This window comes from Thalassospira sp. CH_XMU1420-2 (assembly GCF_037029325.1).
In the GTDB taxonomy this organism is placed as follows: Bacteria; Pseudomonadota; Alphaproteobacteria; order Rhodospirillales; family Thalassospiraceae; genus Thalassospira; species Thalassospira povalilytica.
In genome coordinates this window covers 1-26,797 of sequence record NZ_JAYMEG010000009.1, presented here as the reverse complement: position 1 = coordinate 26,797, position 26,797 = coordinate 1, and the positions used below count along the sequence as shown (strand labels likewise).

Here is a 26,797-nt window from a genome sequence, read left to right as displayed (position 1 = left end):
CCTAACCCGACACGTCACGCCCGCACAGGCGGGCATCCACCGGGCGGGCACAAAACGCAAGGGTGTGGAAGATTGGCAAGTATCGAGCATTCTCAACCGCATATGGGGATGCGGTCGCAGGGATTTCTCGCCTGTATCAGGTGATGATGAAATATCATTTCATGAATGGCGGGTTGTTGGGTGAATTCGACCCTTTTTGTCGCAGTTTGCGCCAAACATTGGCAATTTGTCGGCATTTCGGATAACAAAAAATCAGAAGAGGCAAACAAACCAAAAGACGACCAACAGGAGGAAACATGCGTTCTTACGATCTGGTGAAGGGGATCGGCGCGATTACCCGTCGTTCCATGCTGGCAACCGCACTTGGCGCCATTGCATTTGGCGCGGTGTCATTCGGGCAGGGGGCTGCGCAGGCGGCCGAGAAAATCAACATTGCGGCACTGACCTTTGTTTCAAGCTCGCCGTTGTTCATCGCCAAGGAAAAGGGCTATTTCGCGGACGAGGGCCTTGATGCGGAAATCACGTTCTTCCGCGCCGCTCAGCCGGTTGCCGTTGCGATTGCATCGGGCGATGCCGATTTTGGCGTTACGGCCTTCACCGGCGGGTTCTTTAACCTGGCAGGCAAAGGCGCGCTTAAGGTGATTGGCGCACAGCTTCATGAAGATCCGGGCTATGACGGATCGGCGATTCTTGCATCCAATGCCGCCTATGAAGCCGGTTTGACGTCGGTTGACAAACTGGGCGGGCACAGCTTTGCCCTGTCGCAGGTTGGGTCAAGCTTCCATTACATGATCGGCAATGTCGCGGAAAAAGCCGGTGTTGATATCGACAGTATGGAGCTGAAGCCGCTGCAATCGGTTCCCAACATGATCGGTGCGCTTAAAAGCGGGCAGGTCGACAGCATGATCATCGTACCGCACATCGCCAAGCCGCTGGCAAATGCCGGTGCGGCCCATATCATCGGCTGGGTAAAGGATTATGTGCCTTATCAGGTTGGTGGTCTTTTCACGTCGACCAAGAATGTCGAAGAACGCCGTGACGTGGTCGAAAAATTCGTGCGCGCCTATCAGAAAGGTGTGGCTGATTACCGTGCGGGCCTTCTGGCGACCGATGCGGATGGCAAGCTGATTGAAAGCGATACCACGAACGAGATCCTCGAAATCGTTCACAAATATGTCTATGCCGATGACCCGGCCGAGAAGGCCTATCCGAAAATCCGCAATGGCGCGATGTTCATCACCGAGGAAGGCAAGCTTGATGTCGAAGACGTCAAGGCACAGGTCAAATGGTATCAGGAGCGCGGCTATGTTTCCGAAAGCGCCGATCCCGATACCTTCATCGATACCAGCTTCATCGCGCCGCTTGGCCAGTAAGCGGATGTGATTTCAAACCGGGCCGGAACTGTTGCGTTCGGCCCGGTTGTCTTTGGGACGCCTGTTTTCCCGAACTGCCACCACGAATGTTAATTATCCAAAGAGTTGGCCATGCGGCTTACCATCAAAAATGTCAGCCATCGCTATGATCAGGTCGAAGCATTGCGCGACATTGATCTGACGATTGAACCGGGCGAGGTTGTTGCCCTGATCGGGCCTTCGGGCTGCGGGAAATCAACGCTTTTGTCGATCATTGGCGGGATGCTCAAGCCCAGTTCCGGTGACGTCCTGATTGATGATCAGGCCAAACCCGAAGGGTGCCTTAACCCGCTGACATATGTGTTTCAGGATTTCGCATTGCTGCCCTGGCGCACGGTTGCGGGCAATATCAGTCTGGTTCTTGAAGACCATCCATTGTCCAAAGCCGAACGGGATGCCCGGATCGAAGAAGTTCTGGCGCAAACCAATCTGTCGGATTTCCGCGATGCCTATCCCAAACAGCTGTCTGGTGGCATGAAGCAACGCGTGGGTATTGCCCGTGCCCTTGCGGTGCGCCCGGCGGTGCTGTTGATGGATGAGCCGTTATCGGCCCTTGATGCGCAGACCCGCATTCTGTTGCTTGATGAATTTTCTGATCTGTTTGCGCGCACCGGCATGACTGCGGTCTATGTTACCCACAACCTGAACGAGGCGGTGCGTCTGGCCCATCGGGTGGTGGCACTGCGCCGCCGTCCGGGCACGATCAAGGAAATCCACAGCATAGATATCCCGATCAGTGATCGCACTGAGGGCATGGCCGAACTGGTTGCCCATGAACAGGCGCTTTGGAACCTGATCCGGGATGAGGCGATTGCCGCGGACAAGGAGCTTGAAAATGTCGCGTGAGGTCGCAAACAGCACTTCTGATGGCGCTGATAACAAGGTCCGTTTTCGCGCCACCGGCTTTAATCCCAAGGCCAACCCGGTTGCCGCATGGGCAAGCTTTGTGGTGGTGATTGCCCTTTGGCAATTGGGATCAAGCACCGGGTTTATTTCCGAACTGGCAATGCCAAGCCCGGTCGCGGTGGCCCAGGCACTTTGGCAATTGATTGTGTCGGGTGATCTTTGGCGCCATCTGGCGGCATCGCTTCAGCGCCTTGTTGGCGGCTGGGTGATGGGGACGGTTGCGGGCCTGATCGTCGGCTTCCTGGTCGGCATGTTTACCTGGGCGCGTTCGCCCGGTGTGGCATTGGTATCCGCCCTGTTCCCGATCCCGAAAATCGCGCTTTTGCCGCTGTTTATCATCTGGTTTGGCATTGGCGAGCCGTCAAAATTTGCCACCATTGCCTTTGGCGTGTTTTTCCCGACCGTGATCAACACCTTTGGCGGGGTCGATAACGTCCAGCGAAATCTGATCCGCATGGGGCAAAGCTTTGACATGCCGATGTGGTCGGTGATCCGCAAGATCATCCTGCCCGGTGCATTGCCAACCATCCTGTCGGGGTTTCGTATTTCCTCCTCGATCGCGATTATCCTTCTGATCGCAGCCGAGATGATTGGGGCACAATACGGGATTGGTGCACTTATTCTTGCGGCAGGCAACCTGTACCAAACCGATCAGCTGATTGCCGGTGTGGTGGTTTTGTCGCTGCTGGGATTGTGCGTATCCTGGCTGCTGGGGCGGCTGGATCGCTGGTTGCTTGGCTGGCGCTAGGTCCTTCACAAAACACAGAAAAGCCGGACAATTGTAACGATTGTCCGGCTTTTTTTATCTGTGATCGGCCCGGAACCTGGCCGGCGGCATGCCGGCCTTTTTGGCAAAGAAACGCGAAAAATATCCGGCATCGCGAAAGCCGAGTTCACCGGCGATTTGTTGAACCGCGATGTCGGTATAGATCAGGGTGCGCTTGGCCTCCAGCATCAGGCGGTTTTGCAACACCTCGCTTGCGGTCATGCCATAGATATCCTTGGCAATGCGGTTGAGCTGGGTGGTGGTGACGCCGATTTCGCGGGCATAGAATTCAAGCGGTTTGTGATGTTTGTAAAACCGTTCGACCAGCATCTGGAATTTGCGAAATTTCGCGGTTTTCTGTTCCTGACGCGACAGATGGGCCGGATCACCTTGTGGCGCGATCCGCCCGACATCAAGCAACAGCAATCCCAGAATATGACGAAGCGCAAACAGACGCCCGGTATTGTGGCTGTAATATTCGCGCGCCAACTGTGAAATCAGGAAATCAACCGGCCCGGATGGCTGGTTCTGATCGGGGTCAAGATTGGTATCAACACAGATCGCCTGATCAAGCCGGGCGAGCAGTTTGGGGGCCGGGGCCAGAATTTCCTGAAGATGATGATCGGTCAGGGAAATGACCCAGCCATCAATATCATCACTGAATTTGAAACCATGCACCGTGCCCGGCGGGACGGTAATCAGCTGCCCGGCCTGCATGGTCAGGTTCTGGTCATCAAAGCTGATTTCGGCTGTGCCCCGGGTGATGTAAAGCAACTGAAACAGGTTGGTGTGACGGTGCGGCTTGATATGCAAATCATGCAGACGTGACCGTTCCGGGATGCTTTCAAGATGAAAGAATTCCGGTTCGGTGATCGGTTGCTGTTCGCTGGTTTCCACGCCATCGGGAAAATCATCGGCGAAACCATCGGACACATCCCGGTCAAACGCGTCGATTGGCGATTGTGCGCGATGGGCGTCGCGTTCGCCATACAGTTTGTAAATCGGGATGCTGTTGCGCATGGGGATCCTGATGGGGTTCCTGATGGAGTTCCAGACGATGGTGGTCGGGTTTGAATGAAGTCTATCCGGTTTCAGACAGGACCAAAAGGGACCAAAAATACCCAAAAGAAAAGCCCGCCACAGGGGAATGGCGGGCTTTTATGATCAGCAATGTTTCGGCTATCCGCCCAGCATCGAGGGGACGAACAATGTCAGGACCGGCACAAAGATCAAAAGCAGAATACGAATGATCTCGGCCCCGAAGAACGGCATCACCCCGCGGAAGGTCTGGCTCATGGGGACACCCTTGGCCAGTGCGTTGATGATAAAGACGTTCAGTCCGACCGGCGGGGTTATCAACCCCAGCTCCACGACAATGAGTGCAAGGATACCGAACCAGATTTTAAGGTCCTCGGTCCCCATGCCATAGGCCGCGGTCGCCGCCGTTGCCCAGTCACCACCATTGATATCAACAAGGGCAGGCCAGAAGAACGGGATCACAACCACAATCATGGAAAGACTTTCCATGAAGCAGCCAAGCAAGATCAGCGCCATCAGCATCAGAACCATGATCAGCCACGGGTCAAGGCCACTGGTTGCGGCTGCTTCTGCCATATAGGCCGGAAGGTTGGCACGGCTGAAAAAGCCCTTGAGGATTTCCGCACCCAGCAGGATGAAGAAAATCATCGAAGACGTAATCGCCGTATCCTTAAGTGATTGACGCAGGCCTTCCCATGACAGGCCGCCTTTGCCTTTCCAGCGCATATAGGCGCCGTAAACAAGGATTGCGAACACACCCACACCGGCGGCCGGGGTCGGCGTGAACAGACCGGCACCAAGACCCAGAATGATTGATCCGAAAATCACCATCACCGGGATCAGACGCAGCAACGCTTCCTTGCGTTCGGCGGGCGGCATCGGTTCGGGTTTCGGGGCCAGTGACGGGTTCAGGCGGACCTGAATGGCGATCACGGCCATAAAGAACACAACGGCAATCAAGCCCGGAATGATCGCGGCCTGGAACATCTGAATGATCGATGCTTCGACCGTGACGGCATAAATCACCAATGCGACCGATGGCGGGATCAGAATGCCAAGCGTTCCGCCAGCTGCCAGCGTGCCGGTTGCCAGACGCGGCGAATATTTCAGACGATCAAGTTCCGGAAGGGCAACCTTGCCCATGGTCGATGCGGTGGCAAGCGATGATCCGCATACCGCACCAAAACCGGCACAGGCCCCGATGGCTGCCATGGCAACACCACCACGGAACCGGCCCAGAATGGCGTTCACCCCCTGGAACAGGTCGCGTGACAGGTTGGCCTGACTTGCCAGATATCCCATCAGAACAAACAGCGGAACGACCGACAATTCATAGTTCGACACAATCCCGTACAGCAGCGATTTGAACTGCTGAAGATAGGGGTCGAAACGCAGGAACGGGAAAAACAGGCTCAGCACATAGTTGCCGCCAATGCCAACGCCAACCATGGCAAGCCCGACGGGAACACGCAAAGCCAGAACGAAAAAGAGAACAGCAAGGCCACCAAGGCCGATCAATTCGCGCTCAGACATCGGCCTCTCTTTCGAAAATCTGACTTCCGGCAATGGCCGCCCACAGGAACATCGAAATGATGCCCGGGACATAGAACGGCCAGATGGTCCAGCCGAGAATTGCCGAAAGGGTATTGTCGCCACGAACCTCGATCAGGCCATTGACCATCATATAACCAAGGAACAGCGCCAGTCCGGTCATGAGAATGCTTGAAACCACGTCAATTGCGCGGGCAAACCCGTCCGGGAACATTTTGATGAACACATCAACGGCAACGTGACCGCGATGTGCCTGGCAGTAGGGGAAGAACATCAGGGCAGCCGAGCTGACAATCATGCTGACGAAATCTTCATAGCCGATAATGGCCGGAAAGTTGGCGTCAAACAGCCGGGCGATCTTGTCCAGACCAAAGGCGGTAACGTTGACAATCGTTACAACGGCAATCAGCAGGGCAAGCAGGCCACCGATAACGGCGAACCATGATGCAGCCTTGTAGAGCACGTTTTTCATATGTCTTACAATCTAGAGGGCAATCTAGCGGGAAAAACAGGGTCACGCATCGGTATGATACGTGACCCCACAAGATTTTCCAGTAACTTGATATCGTTACTTGGTATGGGCCAGAACGGCTGCTTTTGCGTCTTCGACGAGTTTCGCGCCGTCGATGCCGTTGGATTTGGATTCTTCGATCCAGCGATCAACGACCGAGGCAGCGGCATCATCGAAGGTCGCTTTTTCAGCGGCAGTCAGTTTGACAACCTGACCCTTGCCTTCGTTGATCATTTTCTTGCCGACTTCTTCAACATTGTTGAAGACATCGCCAATTTCGGCTGCGAAGTCGCGGCCGGAGTTGCGATCGATGATTTCCTTGAGATCATCCGGAAGGCTTTCGTAACGATCCTTGTTCATTGCAAACAGGAAGGTCGAGGTGCCAAAGCGCGAATTCACGCCTTCGCCTTCAACAGAATAGGAAATCAGTTCAGCCAGTTTCAGCGGCGGAACAACTTCGAACGGAACCAGACCGCCATCGACCACGCCAAGCGACAGTGCCTGCGGCAGGGCCGGGACCGGCATGCCAACCGGCTCTGCGCCCCAGGATTCAATAACCCAGGAACCGGTACGGGTCGGGGTACGCAGTTTCAGACCTTTGACGTCATCAACCGTGCGGACTTCCTTTTCCGTCAGATGGATGGCCTGACCGGCATGGACGTGAACCGCCAGCGGGTGGATGTCTTTAAGGTCTTCGGCGAATTCGTCCTTAAGATCCCACATCGCAAGGTTGGTTGCGCGCGCGTCACCAAGATGCACGCCCGGCAGTTCGAAAACTTCGATGCGCGGGAATACGCCCGGGGTGTAACCCGGAAGGGTCCAGACGATGTCTGCAACGCCGTCACGAACCTGACGGTACAATTCCGGCGGGTTGCCGCCAAGCGACATGGACGGGAAGATTTCAAACTTGATACGGCCGTTTGATTCTTCTTCGATTTTCTTTGCCCACGGCTCAATCATTTTGGACTGTGCCGGTGCCTTCGGACCCAGGAAATGGTGGATCGTAAGCGTGACTTCCTGTGCGTGTGCGCCGAACGACACCATGGTCGCAACAGCTGCACCCGCAAGCAATTTGGTGATGTGTTTCATTCTTCCTCCTTTGAACGTCTTGTCGCGGTCATGACGCCGACAAACGTTTCAGCCATGATGCGCATCTAGCGTGCGAAGTTTTCCAAGATACTTGGTTGTTGTTTTTATTATTATTTTTGGAATGGCCTGCGTTTGGTGCAATTCTGCCATACCGAATTGGAACCAATCTAATGGGCACGTGATGGTTATGTATAATGATATGTCCGCACATTTGCATAACCAAACGATTATGTATTAAGGCCTGAATGGGTTGCGTGATGCAGTGCCGCTTCTTCGCGCACAGCATTGATCAGCATCTCGACAGGCGGTGAAATCGGCGAGTCAATCCGGGTCGTCAACCCGACGGGTCCAAAAGTGTCACTGGTATCTATCGGTAATTCAACAAGATGGCCCTCGGCGATGTCAGATGCAACAGCCCCGTTCGAGATGATCCAGATCGCATCGGTTTCGCGCGTAAAGGCGCGTCCGAATGATGTTGAAACCGTTTCGATCCGGTCGGGAAGGGCGCCGATGCCATGGGCAATCAGCATTTTGTCGACCGTCGGATGAATGATCGCATGTTTGGGCGGTACCAGAACGGTGAATTCGCGGATACGCGTAATGTCGGGATTTTCATCGGTCAGCAACGGATGCCCCGGACGCGCCACCAGCGAAATATGTTCCGAATATAAATGTATGAATGACAGGCCCGACATTTGATCGGGTTCGGCCAGCCGCCCGACCACAAGATCAAGCTCACCAACGCGCAATTGCCCCATCAGCATCACGTTCGGACCGGCAACCACCTTGACCGTTGTGTCGGGACTAAGGGATTTGAACCGGCGGATGGCATTGGGCATGACGCTGGCGGCGACGGTCGGCAATACACCAAGATTGATCGAAAGACCGCCCTGCATGCGAACCTGGCTGATGCTGTCGACACCCTGGCGAAGGGCGGTGACGCTGGCCCCGGCATATCGCAGGAAAACCTTGCCGAAATCGGTCAGGGTCACGCCGCGTTTGGACCGGTCAAACAGCCGCGCATCAAGATGTTCTTCAAGTTCGCGGATGGTTTTGGAAACGGCGGGCTGGGTGATGGACAGGGTGTCGGCGGCCTTGACAACGCTGCGCTGACGCGCGACTTCCAGAAAACAGGTCAGATGACGGAATTTAATGCGTTGATCAAGCATGTGTGCCTACGTCGCGTCGTTGTAGAATAAAGTAATCAGAACACAATGCATAATTATATAGTTATGCAAAATACGCAATTCCTCATTTTACATAACCAAAACCATCTGCGAAATTGTGCGCAAATAAGCAGGGTGGAAACGACATGAGTCTACAAGTCGCCCCGATCAACGGGACACATATCCATTACAGCCAGTCCGGGCCGAAAGACGCGCCTGTGCTGGTGTTTTCGAACTCGCTTGGTACCGATCTGCGCATCTGGGATGATGTTGTTGCGGCATTGTCTGAGCGCTTCAACATTGTGACCTATGACAAGCGCGGTCATGGATTGTCAGGCATCGGTGATGCGCCATATGACATTGCGTTGCATGCCAATGACCTGATCGGGCTGCTTGATCATCTTGGCCTTGGCAAGGTGATCATTTGCGGTCTGTCGGTCGGTGGTCTGATTGCCCAGAAAGTCACGCAATTGCAGCCCGAACGCGTTCGCGGCCTGATCCTTTGTGATACCGCCCCCAAGCTTGGTGATTATAACGGCTGGAATACCCGGATCGAAGCCATCAAGGCCGACGGGATTGATGTTCTGGGCGATGCGATCATCGAACGCTGGTTGTCGCCGACGTTCCGCAAGGACCGTCCGCTTGAAACCGCGATGTATCGCGACATGCTCGTGCGCACGACAGAGGCCGGCTATATCGGCACCTGTGTGGCGCTGCGCGACGGTGATCTGCGCGAAGCGGCGGGCAAGATTGCGGTTCCGACCTTATGTATCTGTGGATCGGATGATCTGGCAACACCGCCCGATGTGGTGCGCGAAATGGCGACCATGATCCCGAATGCCGAATTTGAATTGATTGACGGGGTCGGGCATTTGCCCTGCATCGAAACCCCGGATTTGCTGACCCGGTTGATCGACCGATTTACCAAGGAGAAGAACCTTGTCTGAGAGCCGGTATGACATTGGCATGAAAACCCGCCGTTCCGTTCTGGGCGATGCGCATGTGGATCGTGCGTCAAAAAACATCACCGAAATTGATGAAGGTTTTCAGCGCTATATCACTGAAAATGTCTGGAATGGTGTCTGGACCAGCGACACATTCACCAAACGCGAACGGTCCATCGTTACCATCGCCCTTCTTGCGGGGCTTGGTCACGAAGAAGAACTCGCCATGCATATCCGGGCGACCCTGAATACCGGGGCGACACGCGATGATATCCGTGAAACCCTGATGCATGTTGCGGTCTATGCCGGCGTTCCCGCCGCCAACACGGCATTCCGCATCGCCAAACAAGCCTATGCCGAGATCGACGCGGCATCCAAGGGAGAGTAAGTTAAATGTCCGTTTTCAAACCGCGTGACTGGGGATCCCACGCCCCGTTCATTGCTCCGGGCTACAAATCCACCATTCTGCGTGGCCCGTCGCGCCCGCCGCTGGCGATCAAGTCCGGCCTGACCGAAGGCACCGGACCGCGTTTTGCCCCGGCCAGTGTGCGTGCACTTGATTTCGACCTGACCAAAAACGGGATCACCAACGGCGAACCGCTTGGCGAACGCATTGTGGTGCATGGCCGTGTCATGGATACCGATGGGCGCCCGCAGCCGAACATTCTTGTCGAAATCTGGCAGGCGAACGCGGCAGGCCGTTACGTGCACAAGGTTGATCAGCACGAAGCGCCGCTTGATCCGAACTTCCGCGGTTCGGGACGCTGCATGACCGATGAAAACGGAAATTACAAATTCTATACCATCAAGCCGGGCGCCTATCCTTGGGGCAACCATTTCAATGCCTGGCGTCCGAACCATATTCACCTGTCGCTGTTTGGTCCGGGCTTTGCCACCCGTCTGGTGACCCAGATGTATTTCCCGGGTGATCCGCTGCTTGAACTTGATCCTATTTTCCTGGGCACCGAAGACCCGGTCGCACGCGAACGTCTGATTGCCAAATTCTCGATCGACAAGACCGAGGAAAGCTTTGCGCTGGGTTATCAGTTTGACATTGTCCTGCGCGGACGCAACGGCACCCCGATGGAGAATTAAGTCATGGCATATGGTGAAACCCCTTCACAGACGGTTGGTCCGTATTTCGCCTATGGCCTGACAGCAGGTCAGTATGGCTATGATTTTACCGATATCGCCGACCCGGTTGTTGCCGGCCCGGATGCCAAGGGTGAACATATCCGCATCACCGGCACTGTGTTTGATGCCGAAGGCAACCCGGTCAATGACGCGATGATCGAAATCTGGCAGGCCGATGCCGATGGCGTTTACAGCGAAAAGCCGGTCGATGTTGCTGATGCCGGTTTCCGTGGTCTTGGCCGGTGCGGCACGGGCACGGATGCCAAAAACCGTTTCTGGTTTGATACGGTCAAGCCGGGCGTCGTTGCCGATGCCCAGGCCCCGTTTGTCAATGTGATCGTGTTTATGCGCGGCATGCTTGTTCACGCCTTTACCCGTTTTTACTTCGACGACGAAGCTGAACTGAATGCCACGGACACCGTCCTGCAATCGGTTCCGGCAGATCGTCGCGACACCTTGATCGCCAAGCGTGTCGAAACCCCAAGCGGGATCGAATACCGGATCGACATCCACATGCAGGGGGACGCGGAAACCGTGTTCTTCGACGTGTAGGCCGATCTGGTCCGATGGCTGCGTCCGCTGCTTTGGGGAAAGCCGGCGGTCGCAGCCATCGATCCGATTTCCCGCATGATGCGGGGCAGTTGCCCCGAATTTGTTTTGTTCTGTTTTGGTTTGACACCACAGGAGTTTTACCGTGGTTGCACGTTTCATGTCGCTTAAAGAGGCTGTCGCGTCCTGCGTTAAGGATGGCGACACCATTTCGATGGAAGGCTTCACCCATCTTATCCCGCATGCTGCCGGGCACGAAATCATCCGTCAGGGGATCAAGGATCTGACCCTGATCCGCATGACGCCCGATATGATCTATGATCAGCTGATCGGTGCCGGATGTGCTAAAAAACTGATCTTTTCCTGGGGCGGTAACCCGGGTGTTGGTTCGCTGCATCGTCTGCGCGAAGCGGTCCAGGAAAGCTGGCCGCACAAGCTTGAAATCGAAGAACATTCCCACGCAGCAATGGCCAATGCCTATGACGCCGGTGCGGCCGGTCTGCCCTGTGCGGTGTTCAAGGGATATCGTGGTGCGGAACTGCCGCGCGTAAACCCGAACATCAAGTTCATCAAATGTCCGTTCACTGGCGAAAGCCTGGCTGCGGTTCCGTCGATCCGCCCGGATGTGACGGTTGTTCACGCCCAGAAAGCCAACAAAAAGGGCGATGTCCTGTTTGAAGGCATCGTCGGTGTTCAGAAAGAAGCCGTTCTGGCCGCCAAGAAATCCATCGTGACGGTCGAAGAGATCGTTGATGATTTTGGCGATATCTCGTCAAACGCTGTGATGCTGCCGAACTGGGCGGTTACCGCGATTGTTGAAATCCCGGGTGGGGCGCATCCGTCCTATGCACAGGGGTACTACAAGCGCGACAACGCGTTTTACAAGGCATGGGATCCGATTGCCCGCGATCGGGAGGCCTTCCTGGCCTGGATCGAAGAACATGTCATGAATGGCGGTCCCGAAGATTTCGCGGCCAAGCGTGAAGCAAACAAAGGCTAAGCGGAGAAAAGATCATGGTTGAATATACCCCGACTGAAATGATGACGGTATCCGCCGCACGCGCGCTTAAAAACGACGATGTGTGCTTTGTTGGTATCGGTATGCCGTCTGCGGCCTGTAACCTGGCGCGACTGACTCATGCACCTGACATCACCCTGATTTATGAAAGTGGCACGATTGGCACCAAACCGGACGTTCTGCCGCTGTCGATCGGTGATGGTGAACTGTGCGAAACCGCTGTGAACACGGTTCCGGTGCCCGAAATGTTCCGCTACTGGCTTCAGGGCGGCAAGATTTCGGTCGGTTTCCTTGGTGCGGCCCAGCTTGATAAATACGGCAACATCAACACCACCGTGATTGGTGATTACGACAACCCCAAAGTCCGTCTTCCGGGCGGTGGCGGTGCGCCGGAAATCGCAACCAGCTGTGGCGAAGTTTTCCTGGTGATGAAACAAAGCAAACGCGGCTTTGTCGAAAAGATCGATTTCGTGACCTCGCTTGGTCATGGCAAGGGCGGTGATGATCGCGCGTCCTATGGTGTGGATACCAAAGGACCGTCGCGTCTGATTACCGATCTTTGCATCATGGAACCGCATCCGGTCGGCAAACAGTTCATCGTGACGTCGATCCATCCGGGCGTAACCCGCGAAGAAATCATCGAAAATACCGGTTGGGATGTTGAGTTTGCCGACGAAGTCGCCGAAACTGCGATCCCGTCCGAGAAAGAATTGCAGGTTCTTCGTGAACTGCATGCTCGTACCGCCAAGGCCCATGCGGGTCAGCAGTAAGAGTAATAACAAGGATCTTAGAAATGGCTGACGCATATATTTGCGATTACATCCGTACCCCGATTGGCCGCTTTGGTGGCAGCCTGTCACAGGTACGTGCCGACGATCTTGGCGCGGTGCCGCTCAAGGCACTGGTTGAACGCAATCCCGATCTTGATTTTGGTGCGGTTGACGATGTGGTCTTTGGCTGTGCCAACCAGGCAGGTGAAGACAACCGCAACGTTGCACGCATGTCATCGCTTCTGGCCGGATTGCCCGAAACCGTAACCGGAACCACGGTCAACCGTCTGTGCGGTTCGGGCATGGATGCGATCATCATTGCCGCACGCGCGATCAAGGCGGGCGAAGCCGACCTGATGATTGCCGGTGGCGTTGAAAGCATGTCACGCGCACCGTTCGTGATGCCCAAGGCAACGTCGGCGTTTTCGCGCAATGCGGAAATCTATGACACCACCATTGGCTGGCGGTTCGTCAATCCGGTGATGAAAAAGCAGTACGGCGTGGATTCCATGCCCGAAACCGGTGAAAACGTTGCCGAAGATTTCAACATTTCGCGCGGGGATCAGGATGCCTTTGCCGTGCGTTCACAGGAAAAGGCCGTCGCTGCCCAGCAGAACGGGACCCTTGCCCAGGAAATCACCCCGGTGACCATTCCCCAGCGCAAAGGCGATCCGGTTGTGGTGGATACCGATGAACATCCGCGTGCGGGTACCACGGTTGAAACCCTTGCCAAATTGCCGACCCCGTTCCGCGAAGGCGGTTCGGTAACCGCGGGTAACGCATCGGGCGTCAATGACGGGGCGGCTGCCCTGATCGTGGCATCCGAAGCCGCGGTCAAGAAATATGGCCTGAAACCGATTGCCAAGGTTGTCGGTGGTGCGACGGCGGGTGTAGCCCCGCGCATCATGGGCTTTGGCCCGGCACCGGCATCGAAAAAGCTTCTGGCACGTCTGGGCTGGACCACTGATCAGCTTGATGTCATCGAACTGAACGAGGCATTCGCATCCCAGGGTCTTGCGACCCTTCGTGATCTTGGCATCGCCGATGATGACGCGCGTGTGAACCCGAATGGCGGGGCGATTGCCCTTGGTCATCCGTTGGGCATGTCGGGTGCACGTATTGCCGGTACGGCGGCCCTTCAGCTTAAACGCACGGGCGGCAAATACGCATTGGCGACCATGTGCATTGGTGTCGGTCAGGGGATTGCGATTGCGCTTGAAGCAGTCTGATCCCGGGAACGATTTGCCTATGAGTTGAAAGACGCCCCTGTGCGCTCAGATGTTTCTGAACGGGCAGGGGCTTCTTTTTGCGTTGTTGACCATCCCGTTGCACAGCGCGACACTATGAATTCGCACCTGATTACCATGGTGGATTTGACCTGATGACGATTTCGCCTTTTGACTCGGCCCTGCTTGGAGGGCTGTTTTCCGATCCGGAAATTGCGGCCCTGTTTGATGACAGGGCACAGATTGCCTCGATGTTGCTGTTTGAATCTGCCCTTGCCGCGGCAGAAGCCCGCGCAGGCGTCATTCCGGGGGAAAGTGCCGCACGGATTGCCGAAGTTTGCCGCGATTTCAATCCGGACCCGGCGTCTTTGGCGGCGGGAACGGCAAGTGCCGGTGTACCGGTCCCGGCCCTGGTCAAGGCATTAAAGGCCGAAATTGGCGGTGAAGATGCCCGGTTCGCCCATTTCGGTGCCACCAGTCAGGATGTGGTTGATACCGCACTGGTATTGCGGTTGCGCGATGCAATCGGCATCATCCGTCGGCGCATTCGCAAACTGGCCAGATCGCTTGCGGCCCATGCCGATACGCATCGCAAGACCGTGATGATCGGGCGCACCCGTTCACAACAGGCTGTTCCGACAACATTCGGCCTGAAGGCAGCCGGTTGGCTGGCACCGCTGGTGAGGATCGACCGGCGGATCGACAGCTTGGCTGCGGATTTGTTGCGGCTGTCCTTTGGCGGGGCGGCGGGAACGCTGGCATCGATCGGGGCAAAGGCTGCCGATGTCGAAAGCAACCTGGCCGAAGAACTTGATCTTCCGGCATCAGACATGCCCTGGCATGCGCAGCGTGATGTTCTGGTGGATTTCGCAAGCCAGTTAACAGCGTTAACCGGCGCGCTTGGCAAAATGGGTCAGGATCTTGTTTTGCTGGCGCAATCGGAAATCGCCGAAGTCCAGCCGGGCAAGGGCGGTGGGTCATCGACCATGCCGCATAAATCCAACCCGGTGCAGGCCGAAATGCTTGTGACACTGGCACGCTTCAATGCCGGGCAACTTGGCGTTTTCAGCCAGTCACAGCTTCATGATCATGAACGTTGCGGATCAAGCTGGCTTCTGGAATGGCTGACCTTGCCGCAGATCATTATTGCGGCGGGAACGGCATTGGCGCAGGCCGTCGATATGGTGCCGGACCTTAAAATCAATACCGGGCGCATGGCCGAAAATCTTGAATTGTCGCGCGGGGCGATGCTGGCAGAAGCCGCGACCTTTGCTCTTGCCGACCATATCGGGCGTGATGCCGCGGACAAGCTAGTCAAGGACGCCATTGCCAAATCATCGGCAAACGGGTCGAACCTGTTTGATGAATTGCCCAAATTGACCGACGCGCCGGTAAACTGGGCACAGGTCGGTGATCCTGCAAACTATGTCGGGCAGGCAGATTTGTTCATCGATCGTGTTCTGGGGACAGCCAAACGCGGATTGCGCGACTGATCAAACCGGTTTCAAATTCAAAAGGCTGCCAGCGACAAACCGTTGGCAGCCTTTTTTAAGTGGGTTGGCCCGGTTTACGCAGGCGCTTTTCAACAGCATAATTGTGGATCGGAACGCCATTGATTTCAAAGTCGCGCCGTTCGACCACGGAAAACCCCTGTTTAAGCAGGAAGGATTTGGCAAGTTCGCTGGCCTCGGAATAGAGCTTGCCGATATTTTGCGCATTAGCAGCGTTTTCAAGTTCACCATAAAGGCTGGCAACCACCCCGGTTCCTGCCACATCGGGGCTGGCATATAAAAATCCGATATGCCCATCGGGTTCAACATCGCCAAAGGCAACCGCACGATCATTCTGATCAACCGCGACCAGGCAATAACGCCCGTCGGTCATCAGTTTTTTGAACTGATCGGGATTTGGTTGCAGGCTGGCCCAGATCGCCACCTGTTCCGGGCCATATGATTTCGGGCCGAGTTCGGCGACCGCCCGGGCATATATGTCGGTCATTGTCGCGGCATCTTCGTCGCGAAACCGGCGAATGGTGATCATTGCGCTGATCCCCACGCGGTGTCAAAGAACCGGACTTCAAGTTCCGTTGCCCGCGCAAAGAACGAAAGGCAGCCGTTGCGTTCCGATGCCGACAGGGTGGGGCCAACCTGATCAAGCTGATCATTCAGATAGCCAACCACACTTTCAAAATACGCACCGACATGAAGATCAAGCCATTCGGCATACCAGAAATCCTTGGGGCGCTCTGTCAGGGACCGGTTGACCCGGTCCGCCCAGCCAAGATAGGTGCCTTCGGCCACGGCAAGTACGGCCAGCATATCGGCATAGCTGGTGCCATTGGCGGCATCGGCCATCAATTGTTTGAAATCGCTGGTGGCAGGCCAGTCGGGCTGTGTTGCGCGGGCTTCATCGGTAACGCCAAGTGCGACAAAGCATCGCTCGAAATAGGTGTTTTCAGCCCCGGTCAGAAGAGCCAGAAACTGGCAGCCGGGAATGCGGTCCTTCAATGTCGGGGCGCGCGATACCGCCGCAGCCAGAAGGGCAACAAACCGGTCGATAAAGCGATGATCCTGAATAAGATAGTTTTCAAGATTACGTTTGGGGATTGCCGCCTGACCCCAGGCATCCGTGAAGGGATGATGCGTGACGCGATGCCAGTTTTCAGCAACCGATGCCTTAAGCCAATCTGAAAATCTGCCGTCCGGGTTGGCGCGTTTCCATTCGGGATAATCCGGGGCGGATGAAGCCGCAGCAGGCTGGGGGATATCGATCGTCACGGCACGGTTCCTGATGTGTTTTGATGTGTTTTGATTTTTCCCCTTTTTACATGCCGCTCATACAAGGGCAATAATCCAAATCACATGTCTTCGAATTGGCCGCCAATTGATCATTATCAATGTAAATCAATACATAATGATATAATGCTTGTGTGATCTTACAGCGACGGCCCAAGGAGGATGTCATGGCAAATGTCGGGATGATTGATCGTGTATTGCGTGCCTGTGTCGGTGCGTTTCTGATTGCCTTGCCGCTGATTATGGCAACACCCGAACAGGGGATGGTGGCCTATGGGACATTCGGCTGGGTGATGGTTGCAGCCGGGATTGTCATGTTATTGACCGCGGCCTTCCGGTTTTGCCCGCTTTATCTGTTGCTGGGTGTTCGGACCTGTCCGCTTTCGAAATAACGTGCGGGTTGCTGTCAGTCGTCTGCACATGACAATTTTCTGTTCAAGCGGTTGCAACGACCGCGCTATAGTGGCATCCGTATCAGTTAAGGTGTTCTGCGCATGTCCGTTTTGACGGGCAGATTGCGGTACGCCATCGGCAAGACATAACGGAACAGAAAAATGAAACGCCTGAGCGACGACCTGACGGTATCCCCGCAATTGCCACTTGATGCGATCGACGAGATTGCCAAGGCCGGTTACAAGACCATCATCTGTAACCGCCCGGATAATGAAGACCCGGGCCAGCCATCCTTTGCCGAGATTGCCGCCAAGGCCGAAGCCGCCGGCATCAAGGCAATTTTCCAGCCGGTCGCAAGTGGCAATGTCTCGGACGCCGATGCCGACGCATTTGCCGCCAATCTTGCCGCGGCGGAAAAGCCGATCTTTGCCTATTGCCGGACCGGCACGCGTTGCACGATCCTGTGGTCGCTGGCCAATGCCGGAAATTTGCCGGTTCAGGACATTATCAAATCGGCATCGGATGCCGGTTATGACATGTCGCCGCTATTGCCGCGCATTGCTGCGCGCGCCTAATTGCGGCTGTCCGTGTATTGACCTTTATGCGATGGGAACGGTCCCCATCGCATAAATGCGCGGCACGCCTGCCAAAATTGCACTATCGCATTTTTGCAAATCATGTCGATATGACAGGACGGTATGATACCGTGTGTCAGATTTTCTGCTGTGGGTGTGACTTTGAATACGCGTGAAAAGGCCAAAATTGATATCCGGTTGGCCATGCCTGGCGACATTGATGCGCTGTGCGAGATTGAAGATCAATCCTTTGAAATTGACCGGCTGAACCGGCGCGCATTCAAACGCTTTGTCGGAAGCGAAACCGCGCGTCTGTGCGTTGCCTGCACCGATGATGGCTTGGTTGGCTATGCGCTGGTGATTTTCCGGCGCAATGTTGGACTTGCGCGTCTGTATTCCCTGGCGGTATCGCCGCAATGGCGCGGGCAGGGGATCGGGCAGCAATTGATCACCCGGGCCGAAGAACTCAGCCTTGATTTCGGTGCGCCAATCCTGCGTCTGGAAGTCAGTCAGAAAAATGATCGCGCCATTTCGCTGTTTCATGCGGCGGGCTACACTGAGTTTGCGCTTTATCCGGATTATTACCCCGATCATTCCGACGCGTTGCGCATGGAAAAGGTATTGGTGCCCAATGCCCTGCGTCTGCCATCCCCCATTCATTTCTATCACCAGACATTGCCATTTACCTGCGGCCCGGCGGCCCTGATGATGGCGATGAATGCGCTTGATCCGTCACTTGAACTTGATCGCAATCTGGAAATTGCCCTTTGGCGCGAAGCAACCACCGTGTTCATGACATCGGGTCACGGCGGATGTGGTCCACTGGGACTGGCATTGGCGGCCAATCGTCGCGGATTTGGTGCCGAGGTGCTAAGCAGCCGCGACGGGCCGCTTTTTGTTGATACGGTGCGCAAACCCAAAAACCGCGAAGTGGTCGAACTGGTGCATTATGATTTTGCCCGTCAGGCCCAGGATGCGGGCATTGCGGTGACGACCGGACCGTTTGGTGTGGCCGAAATCGAAGAACGTGCCAAACAGGGAAAGATGGCGCTGGTCCTGATCAGCCAGTACCGCATTTACGGTGACAAGATCCCGCATTGGGTCGTGGTGTCGGGCTTTGATGACCGGTTTGTCTATGTGAGTGATCCCGATATCGGCGATGATCACGAACCGTTTAATGGCAGTGATTGTTTGTCGGTGCCGATCCTGCGCAACGAATTTGACCTGATGGCCAGATACGGGCGCGACAAACTGCAAGCCGCCGTCTTCATAGACAAAAAGGCCGGGTAAACCCGGCCTTTTTTTAAGGTGCGATTGCGAATTCAGGGGCGGGCAATCTTGCCCAGAAGATGCGCAATGATGCGGCGATATAGCTCCATGCCCAGAACCACGTCCTCGACCCCGGCATCGACATTGGGGTTGTCGTTCACCTCGATCACCATCGGGCCATGCGGGGTTTCCTTGACATCCACACCATAAAGTCCGTCGCCCATCAGACGGGCCGCGGCAAGGGCGGTTGCAACGATATCGGCGGGCGCATCTTCAACGGCAAGCGTTTCAAACCCGCCTTCCTCGAAACTTTTGCCATCATCTTCATGTTTGACGATCTGCCAATGGCCCGGCGCCATGAAATAGCGGCTGGCAAAGATCGGCTCGCCGCCAAGAACACCGATACGCCAATCAAATGTCGTTTCGACATATTCCTGAATGACCAGAAGTTCCGAGTTTTTGAACATCTCGGTCGCGACTTCATTAAGATGTTCGGGGGATTTCACCTTGCGCACCCCGCGCGAGAAGCAGCCATCCGGAACCTTGAGAACCGAAGGGAAGCTGAATTGCTGGCCGATTTCGGCAATGCGGCGCTTGTCAAAAATCGCACTTTTCGGGGCCGGGATACGATGGGTGCGCAGTAACTCGGCCAGATAGACCTTGTTGGTACAACGCAACATCGAGTCCGGATCATCAATCACCGGAATGCCTTCCTTTACCGCGCGTTTGGCAAAGCGATAGGTATGGTGATCAAGGGCCGTTGTTTCACGGATCAAAAGTGCATCAAATTCCGAAAGATGATGGAAATCCTTGGCCGTGATCAGTTCGGCCTTGGCACCAAGATCGGATGCGGCCTGAACAAAGTTTGCCAATGCTTCCTTGTCTGACGGCGGCAAAACTTCGTCCGGGTCATGCAGGATCGCGACCAGTGCGGTCGGCGGGGTGACGTTGCCCTGCTTGCGCACACGTCCGCGCAAATAGGCGCGAAGGGCAGCTTCAAATTCGGCAAGGTTGCTGTCATCAAGCTGGCCAAGGGACGGGGCTTCGATTTCGCGCAAAATCTTGCGGTCCTGCTTGTTCAGATGCAGGCGCAGGATCGGGCAGCGGAACTGGTCAAACGCCCGTTCGGCGATCTGGCGGAACCGTTTGTCGGCTGTGCGTCCGAAATAGACATCAATATGATCCGGTGCCTGTTCCGGGCCATGGCCCGATTTTGCCAGCGCATCAATGATCTGCGGGCTGAGTTCCGAACGCGCGGTTTTCTGAAGACGTTTCCAGTTAAGGTCCAGAAGCACATCGGCCTCGGGAATGACACGTTCGGCGCGCGCAGCAGCCAGAAGACTGCAATAATAGCCGCGCGACAGATATTCATAGGATTGGCACAGGTTGATCACACGGCGGTTGCGCACCCCGTGATCAAGCGCAAGATAGTCACGCACCCGCATGACACGCGCCCCCGAAACAGCAAAACGCTGATCGGACAGGCGATCAACAAGGATCAGTGGTGCACCGGTGGCAACCGCCGGGGTGACATCGGTCTGACCGTCATAGAGCGCATGTTCAAGGCGAATGCCGTCACCGCCATCTTCGTAATAGCCCGGAAGATCGGCGACCTTCTGATAGCCGTGGCGCTCATACAGATTGCGCGCGGTGTCGTTTTGAACCCGCACTTCAAGGCGCATACGATGGCAACCGGCATCCATTGCCAGATTCTCGAGCCCCGCCAGAAGCTGTGTGCCAAGACCTTTGCCGCGCCATTCCTGTGAAATAGCAAGCGAGTAAATCCGGGCGACGACCGCATTGGCCCGCAACAGCAGCAATCCGTATCCGACAATGGCCGGTTTATCGGCATCGCCGGCATCCGCAACAAGCAGACGCGCAGATGCCTGACGCAAGAAGCGCGAAAAAGAGGCGCGTGAAATCAGGTCGCTTTGAAAATTGGTGGTCTCAAGGGCGCAAAGCCCATCAAGGTCGGCACGTACTGCGTTGCGAATAATGACGGTATTGGTCTGGGTCGAAGCCACGAGACGGACCTCCTGCGATTGGATGTGATGCATATGTTGCGCGCAACTCCCGGTACGCTCAAACCAAAAAGCTCACAAGTGCGAATATTGTTCACAGCCATGCCATTTTTTCATGGGAAGTGGCACAGGTGACACTCGACCTGTAAGATGAATGAAAATATGGTGTTTTCAGTTCGCTGTTTTGAAAATAGCAACAATTCTGTTTGCAACAATCCCTGATGGGATCAAAGGGTATAAAAGAACGCCAAACGATGTTAACTGGCGTCACCTGACCGGACACAAAGCACAAGGGATATGACGTTTGACAAGCCGCATCCGCCGCAAACTTGGATCATATGGGCGATCTGCTGCGATCGTTCCGCTATTGATGGCGGGAACGATGCTGGCTGCGTGCTCATCTGACGAAGGAATTGGCGGGCTGGATTTCGGGTTTGGCAATGGCGAATCAGAAGCCCCGGCTGATCTGCGCACCACCATCCCCTATGAGGTGGTGCTGACCGGCATTGACGATCATGAAGAACAACTGATCGAGGCTTTGAACGCGGTCAGTACTGCGCGCCGGTTACAGTCACGCCCGACCGCATCGCGTGCCGGACTGCAACGACGGGCCGAAGATGATGTTGAACGGTTCCAGGCGGTTCTGCGATCCAAAGGATTCTATGACGGCCAGATCACGTTCGAGATCACCGAAAAAACCGGTGATGACGCGCCCGTCGAAGAAAACGGCAATCCGGCGGGCAGCGAGAATAATGAAAATGACGATGTCACCGCAAATGACACGGTGAATGGCACCGCATCGCAAGACACGGTTGATGACGCTGATAACCGCGACAATGGTGCAAACGGTGATAACGGTAATAATGGTGAGAATGGCGATGGCGCACCCACACCGCTTGTTCTGACCTATATGATTGATACCGGTGCGCCATATCTGATTGCGTCGGTTGATCTGGTGATTGTGCGCCCGGACGAAGTCGTCGAACGCCCGGCAACCGATGCCGAACTTGAAAGAACCCGCCTGCAAATCGGTCAGCGCGCCACGGCAGAACCGATCATTCTTGGTGAACAATTCGGTGTCGATATCCTGCGCGATCAGGGCTATCCGCTGGTCAAGGCGACCAAGCGCACGGTGATGGCCGATACCGCACAGAAAACCATTTCGATCAAATATGCCTTTGAAACCGGGCCAAAGGCCAATTTCGGCGCGGTCACGGTCAATGGTGCCGAAGAGGTCGATCAGGATTTCATCGCGGGATATCGCAGCTGGCGGGCCGGCGAACAATACAGTCCCGAACGGGTGCGCGAAACGCGGCGCGATCTGGCGCAGACCAACCTGTTTGACAGTGTGATCGTCAAGGTCGCAGGCCGGGTGGGCGAAAGCGGCGAGATCCCCGTCGAAATCAATGTGGTCGAACGCAAAGTGCGGTCAATCGGCGGCGGGGTTGATTTTTCGACCGCGGATGGCCCGGGCGCCAACGCATTCTGGGAACATCGAAATCTGTTCGGTGCCGGTGAACGGTTGCGGCTTGGTGCCGATGCCTCAAGCCTTGAACAGGGTCTAAGTGCAGAATTCAAAAAACCGCAATTCCTGCAACGCAAACAGGCCCTGGTGGCCGAGGCGAATGCAAAAAACAACGATACCGATGCCTATCAGGGTGCAACGGTTGACAGTTTTGTCGGTGTCGAACGTCCGCTTGGTGAAAACTGGTCGACGACCCTTGGTGTGACGGCGGAATATTCCGACCTGACCGGGTCGGATTCCCCGAACGAGGAATTCTACCTTGCCGGTTTGCGCGGTATCCTGCGCCATGACAATACGGACAATCCGCTTGATCCCACGCGCGGAACGCGGTTTGAAATCAATGTGTCGCCCTATATGGGGCTGACCGATCATGATACCAATTTCACATCGGTGTCGCTGTCCGGGTCGCAATATCTTTCGATTGATGATGACGGGGATTATGTTTTGGCCGCACGGGCGCGGACCGGGACAATCATTGGCGAGGAACGCGGCAATTTGCCGTCGAACAAACGCTATTATTCCGGTGGCGGCGGGTCGATCCGTGGTTATGAATATCAGAAAGTCGGCCCCCTTGATGATGATCATGATCCGCTTGGCGGGCGTTCGGTTCTTGAACTCGGTTTTGAGTTCCGGGCCCGGGTCACCGAAAGTTTCGGCGTCGTGCCGTTTGTCGAAGGCGGCAATGTCTATGCGCGCAGTGAACCCGAAGACATTTCCCTGTTATGGGCGGCCGGTCTCGGTTTCCGGTATTACACCTCCGTCGGGCCATTGCGCTTTGACGTTGCCGTGCCACTTGATAAGCGTGAAAATGTCGATGATGACTATCAATTCTATATCAGTCTGGGGCAGGCATTTTGACCAGGTCTGAACTTCCGTCAGAGAATAAGCCGCATGAACATGAACGCCGTAAACCAGCCCTGAAATGGGCGCGTTACGGTGCGTTTGGTGTTGGGGGGGCCGTCCTTGCGGTGGCTGCTGTTGTCGGGATTGCCGGAACCGGCCCGGTATTGCGCGCATTGACGCCGATGATCAATGAAACGGTTTCGGCTGCGACTGACAGTTCATTTGAGCTTGGCCGGATTGAGGGCAGCTTGTGGACCGGACTGACACTTGATGATCTGCGAATGGAACGCGCGGCAGACGGCTTTCACCTGGATCTTGACCAGGTCGATTTTGACTGGTCGCCACTGGCCCTTTTGGGCGGGAAATTGCAAATCAATCATGTCGGTTTGCAAACGGCCAGCATCGTGCTTCCTGATGGCAGTCTTCCCGATACCCCCGATGACGAAACACCCGATGAAAGTGGCGGGTTCAGTTTGCCGCTTGCTGTGTCGGTTGATGCGATTGATCTTCGCGAAATTGCGCTGGTTGAACCGGTTTCGGGCAAGGGGTTTTTATACAGCCTCAAGGCCAATGGCGCGATCGGCACCAATCTTTCGGCGACAGCTGCGCTGAATTTGCAGCCACTTGATGGTGGCAGCGATCAGCTTGATGTCGATCTTGATTTTGATGGCCCCAAACAGCGACTGTCGGCCAGAATTGACGGGGAACTGGGCCGCGAAGGTGTGGTCATGACCCTTGCGGGGGTGACGCCCGATATTGCACCCGATGTGCGCATCAAGCTTGCCGGGGATGGTCCGGCCGATGACTGGAGCGGCAAACTTGAACTGACCGCAGGCGGTTATGCGGCGCTGACCGGCGATGTCGGTGTGCAATTGTCATCCGATATTCTGGCCTTTTCGCTGGATGGCGGGGTTCAGACATTTGACCGTATTTCCGGTGATTTGCCCGAACCGTTAAGGGGGGATATTGCCCTTGGCATTGGCGGGGCATTCAATGCGGATGATCAAAAACTTGCCTTTGATCGCATCACGGTGGCGATGGCAGATGTGCTTGATCTGTCGGCAAGTGCACATCTTGATCTGGCCGAAAACCTGATTGCCGCACGGCTGGATGGCGATATTGATCCGGCCTTGTCCGGACTGCTTGATGATGCGGTACGCTGGGGGCAGGTTGCACTGTCGGTCGAGGCCAATGGCGATCTTGCCATGCCCGGTCTTGTCGTTGCGATTGATGGTCAGGATGTTGCAACACCGGTTTCGACGATCGCACGCATGCAAGTGCGCGCCAACATGCCGGCATCTGATGGGGACGGGCCGGTTGCGGCAAGCCTTGATGCATCGACATCGGGCACCGTCTGGCAGGACAGTGATCTTGGTGCATTTTTGGGTGCGGATCAGGAAGTTTCGCTCGATGCGCTGGTCAACCCGGATTTTTCGAGGATATCGGTCGGCAAGCTGGTGCTGACTGCGCCGCAAATGGCGGTCAACGGGTCTGCTGAAATTGATGACACATTTTCGCTTAACGGCGCCAAGCTGGTCGGTGATGTTGCCGATCTGTCGATCTTTGCGCCGATTTCCGGTCTTGATCTTGGCGGGCAGGGGAAGGTTACGCTTGATAATCTGAGCTGGTCGGAACAGGACGGTCTGAAAAGTGATGTGACGGTTTCGGGCACGCAAACCGTGTTCGGGATTTCCGATCTTGACCGGATTGTCGGACCGTCCCCCACGATTTCGGGCAAGGTTGCGCTTCTGCCCAACCTTGATCTGGCGGTTGATCTGGATGCGGTAAATGCCGCAACGCTCAATGGGCCGGTCAAAGTCGACATCACAAACGAATTTGAACGTCTTGCTGTTACCGCCGATCTTGATGTCGCGCCGGGCACGGTGCCACCCGATATCGGGGTGACGATTGCACCGGCAAAGCTTTCGGTGCGTCTGGACGGGGATATTGCCGCCCCGCCCGGTCAGATTGACCTGCGGGTGCCAAATGTCAAAGCCGGCGGACAACGCATTGATAATGTTGTGTTATCGAGCCGCATGTCATGGTCTGATCAGGCGGTATTGGCGCTGCGCAATAGCGGTTCGTTCAATCTGGGCAAGCATGCCTATGACATCGCGGCGAATATGCGCCTGCCGGAAAATGAACTGTTGATCAACGACATTCTGTTGCGCGGTGAATTTCTGGATCTGGGCGGTGAACTTGTTCTGCCGGGTTATGTCGTCCCGATGAAGGGCAGTCTTGAGCTAACCAAGCTTGATGCCGAAATGCTTGGCGATTTCGGGGTGCCCTTTGCCAATGGAACGATCAGTGGCGATATCGGCTTTGTGCCGGAAAACGGGCGTCAAACCGTCACGCTGTCGGCCTTGGCCAAAGGGTTGCGTATTGATCAGCAGCCCGATGGCAATCCGGCAATGATCGAGAATGTGAATATTGCCGCGACAATCCGTGATGCCTTTGCCCAACCCGATATCAAGGCCAATATTGATGGCAAGGATATCGTCTTTTCACCCGTCGCCATTGATGACGTTACCGTCGGGATCATGGGTGGGCTGGATGCCTTTGACGTCACGATGAACACGACCGGATTTTATCAGGGCAATGTTCCGATGTCGGCGGATTTGGCTGCGAATATCGGGTTGGGTGATGATATCCGTGTGGTTGCGGGCAAGTTCGACTTCGCGCTTAGTGACCAGGCCATCAAACTGCGCAGCCCGTTGCAATTTGTCATGGCAGCAAACGGTCAGCAAAACCTGGATGCTGATGTAACCGTCGGGTCCGGTCGTCTGGTGGCAACGGTTGCGCAGGAAGCAGGTCAGCAATCGATTGCCGGTGACCTTTCGCTTGATGATGTCGATCTGGGGCCATGGGGCCGAATTGCCGGGTATGACGGGGTAAGCGGTGTTGCAAATCTGTCGGCCAGCTTGCGCGAGACCAAGGGCGCTTTGCCCGTGGCTGCCGTCAAAGGTCGGATCAGTGGCATTACCGCAAACACGGTCAAGGATATGGAGCCGTTTGAAATGGTTCTTAACCTTGATCTTGCCAAGGGGATCCTTAACGGTACGGCCAATCTTGGCAATCGTGATGTCAAAATCCTGTCGGCACAGGGGACAGTCCCGCTTGCGGTTTCGGTCCTTGCGCAGAATTTCAGTCCCGATCTTGCCGCACCGGTATCGGCAAGTGTGCGGATGAATGGCGAAATTGCCGAATTCTGGCCCTATGTATAGAGGATTGCACTTATAATCCGTCAAACTTGCACTTATCGCGCTTTTCCGGCTCAAATTAAGTGATTTTATCAC

General features: G+C 55.5%; 24 protein-coding genes. 16 read left to right on the top strand and 8 right to left on the bottom strand.

The features are described 5' to 3' along the window. Nucleotides 1–296 precede the first annotated feature (296 nt). The 3 genes from WA429_RS20170 (at nt 297) to WA429_RS20160 (ending at nt 3,066) form a co-directional block, all read left to right on the top strand. Nucleotides 297–1,373, top strand: coding sequence for an ABC transporter substrate-binding protein (locus tag WA429_RS20170; RefSeq protein WP_082817687.1), 1,077 nt, complete (start codon nt 297–299; stop codon nt 1,371–1,373). A gap of 111 nt (nt 1,374–1,484) precedes the next feature. Beyond that, on the top strand, nt 1,485–2,258 hold the full coding sequence (locus tag WA429_RS20165) for an ABC transporter ATP-binding protein (RefSeq protein ID WP_287464861.1): 774 nt from the start codon (nt 1,485–1,487) through the stop codon (nt 2,256–2,258). Continuing rightward, nucleotides 2,248–3,066, top strand: coding sequence for an ABC transporter permease (locus WA429_RS20160; protein ID WP_220153978.1), 819 nt, complete (start codon nt 2,248–2,250; stop codon nt 3,064–3,066). The genes WA429_RS20165 and WA429_RS20160 overlap by 11 nt, the downstream gene beginning before the upstream one ends. Before the next feature lie 54 nt (nt 3,067–3,120). Here WA429_RS20160 and WA429_RS20155 read toward each other — a convergent pair whose 3' ends face one another. The 5 genes from WA429_RS20155 to pcaQ all read right to left on the bottom strand — a co-directional run bounded on the left by WA429_RS20155 (nt 3,121) and on the right by pcaQ (nt 8,442). Next, nucleotides 3,121–4,104, bottom strand: a complete 984-nt coding sequence (locus tag WA429_RS20155; protein ID WP_287464863.1) for a helix-turn-helix domain-containing protein — start codon at nt 4,102–4,104, stop codon at nt 3,121–3,123. Nucleotides 4,105–4,263: 159 nt separating this feature from the next. Next, a complete protein-coding gene (locus WA429_RS20150; protein WP_114113955.1) occupies nt 4,264–5,655 on the bottom strand; it encodes a TRAP transporter large permease in 1,392 nt (463 codons plus the stop codon). Continuing rightward, nucleotides 5,648–6,145, bottom strand: a complete 498-nt coding sequence (locus WA429_RS20145; RefSeq protein ID WP_206927722.1) for a TRAP transporter small permease — start codon at nt 6,143–6,145, stop codon at nt 5,648–5,650. The genes WA429_RS20150 and WA429_RS20145 overlap by 8 nt, the downstream gene beginning before the upstream one ends. Before the next feature lie 96 nt (nt 6,146–6,241). Next, nucleotides 6,242–7,273 (bottom strand): TRAP transporter substrate-binding protein, encoded by a 1,032-nt coding sequence (locus WA429_RS20140; RefSeq protein WP_068517361.1) that lies wholly within the window; start codon nt 7,271–7,273, stop codon nt 6,242–6,244. 227 nt (nt 7,274–7,500) lie between these two features. Then, nucleotides 7,501–8,442: a pca operon transcription factor PcaQ gene (gene pcaQ, locus WA429_RS20135; protein WP_068517362.1), complete on the bottom strand. Its 942-nt coding sequence runs from the start codon at nt 8,440–8,442 to the stop codon at nt 7,501–7,503. 143 nt (nt 8,443–8,585) lie between these two features. Here pcaQ and pcaD point away from each other — a divergent pair, with 143 nt between their 5' ends. From pcaD to WA429_RS20095, 8 genes are all read left to right on the top strand, one after another. Beyond that, nucleotides 8,586–9,386, top strand: a complete 801-nt coding sequence (pcaD, locus tag WA429_RS20130) for a 3-oxoadipate enol-lactonase (protein WP_287464866.1) — start codon at nt 8,586–8,588, stop codon at nt 9,384–9,386. After that, nucleotides 9,379–9,771: a 4-carboxymuconolactone decarboxylase gene (gene pcaC / locus WA429_RS20125; RefSeq protein ID WP_101246371.1), complete on the top strand. Its 393-nt coding sequence runs from the start codon at nt 9,379–9,381 to the stop codon at nt 9,769–9,771. Before pcaD ends, pcaC begins: the two co-directional genes overlap by 8 nt. A 5-nt stretch (nt 9,772–9,776) precedes the next feature. After that, a complete protein-coding gene (pcaH, locus tag WA429_RS20120; RefSeq protein WP_068517365.1) occupies nt 9,777–10,478 on the top strand; it encodes a protocatechuate 3,4-dioxygenase subunit beta in 702 nt (233 codons plus the stop codon). Nucleotides 10,479–10,481: 3 nt separating this feature from the next. After that, nucleotides 10,482–11,069 (top strand): protocatechuate 3,4-dioxygenase subunit alpha, encoded by a 588-nt coding sequence (gene pcaG, locus WA429_RS20115; RefSeq protein WP_068517366.1) that lies wholly within the window; start codon nt 10,482–10,484, stop codon nt 11,067–11,069. Between the two features lie 142 nt (nt 11,070–11,211). After that, nucleotides 11,212–12,066 (top strand): CoA transferase subunit A, encoded by an 855-nt coding sequence (locus WA429_RS20110; protein ID WP_068517367.1) that lies wholly within the window; start codon nt 11,212–11,214, stop codon nt 12,064–12,066. A gap of 14 nt (nt 12,067–12,080) precedes the next feature. Next, complete coding sequence (locus tag WA429_RS20105) at nt 12,081–12,854, top strand: CoA-transferase subunit beta (protein ID WP_068517368.1); 774 nt, start codon at nt 12,081–12,083, stop codon at nt 12,852–12,854. Nucleotides 12,855–12,877: 23 nt separating this feature from the next. Then, entirely contained in the window at nt 12,878–14,083 is a 1,206-nt protein-coding gene (gene pcaF, locus WA429_RS20100; RefSeq protein WP_250283817.1) for a 3-oxoadipyl-CoA thiolase, read from the top strand. A gap of 152 nt (nt 14,084–14,235) precedes the next feature. Continuing rightward, nucleotides 14,236–15,573, top strand: a complete 1,338-nt coding sequence (locus tag WA429_RS20095) for a 3-carboxy-cis,cis-muconate cycloisomerase (RefSeq protein ID WP_287464870.1) — start codon at nt 14,236–14,238, stop codon at nt 15,571–15,573. Nucleotides 15,574–15,628: 55 nt separating this feature from the next. On the opposite strand, the gene WA429_RS20090 is transcribed toward WA429_RS20095, so the two are convergent. Then, the gene (locus WA429_RS20090; RefSeq protein ID WP_206927717.1) at nt 15,629–16,120 is read right to left on the bottom strand and encodes a GNAT family N-acetyltransferase; all 492 of its coding nucleotides are present in this window, start codon (nt 16,118–16,120) and stop codon (nt 15,629–15,631) included. After that, on the bottom strand, nt 16,117–16,857 hold the full coding sequence (locus tag WA429_RS20085) for a TenA family protein (RefSeq protein WP_287464872.1): 741 nt from the start codon (nt 16,855–16,857) through the stop codon (nt 16,117–16,119). Before WA429_RS20085 ends, WA429_RS20090 begins: the two co-directional genes overlap by 4 nt. Nucleotides 16,858–17,042: 185 nt before the next feature. On the opposite strand from WA429_RS20085, the gene WA429_RS20080 reads away from it, so the two are divergent. The 3 genes from WA429_RS20080 to WA429_RS20070 all read left to right on the top strand — a co-directional run bounded on the left by WA429_RS20080 (nt 17,043) and on the right by WA429_RS20070 (nt 19,133). Next, entirely contained in the window at nt 17,043–17,267 is a 225-nt protein-coding gene (locus tag WA429_RS20080; protein WP_068517372.1) for a YgaP family membrane protein, read from the top strand. Nucleotides 17,268–17,429: 162 nt separating this feature from the next. After that, on the top strand, nt 17,430–17,843 hold the full coding sequence (locus WA429_RS20075) for a TIGR01244 family sulfur transferase (RefSeq protein WP_068517373.1): 414 nt from the start codon (nt 17,430–17,432) through the stop codon (nt 17,841–17,843). Nucleotides 17,844–18,005: 162 nt separating this feature from the next. Then, a complete protein-coding gene (locus WA429_RS20070) occupies nt 18,006–19,133 on the top strand; it encodes a peptidase C39 family protein (protein ID WP_287464873.1) in 1,128 nt (375 codons plus the stop codon). A gap of 32 nt (nt 19,134–19,165) precedes the next feature. Here WA429_RS20070 and WA429_RS20065 read toward each other — a convergent pair whose 3' ends face one another. Beyond that, nucleotides 19,166–21,136 (bottom strand): GNAT family N-acetyltransferase, encoded by a 1,971-nt coding sequence (locus tag WA429_RS20065; RefSeq protein WP_287464875.1) that lies wholly within the window; start codon nt 21,134–21,136, stop codon nt 19,166–19,168. A gap of 301 nt (nt 21,137–21,437) precedes the next feature. Between WA429_RS20065 and WA429_RS20060 the strand changes: the two genes are divergently transcribed. Further along, the gene (locus tag WA429_RS20060; RefSeq protein ID WP_287464876.1) at nt 21,438–23,516 is read left to right on the top strand and encodes an autotransporter assembly complex protein TamA; all 2,079 of its coding nucleotides are present in this window, start codon (nt 21,438–21,440) and stop codon (nt 23,514–23,516) included. After that, nucleotides 23,513–26,725 carry a DUF490 domain-containing protein gene (locus WA429_RS20055; protein WP_336107797.1) on the top strand — a complete coding sequence of 1,071 codons (3,213 nt, stop codon included), beginning with the start codon at nt 23,513–23,515 and terminating at the stop codon, nt 26,723–26,725. Before WA429_RS20060 ends, WA429_RS20055 begins: the two co-directional genes overlap by 4 nt. The last annotated feature ends 72 nt before the right edge of the window (nt 26,726–26,797 follow it).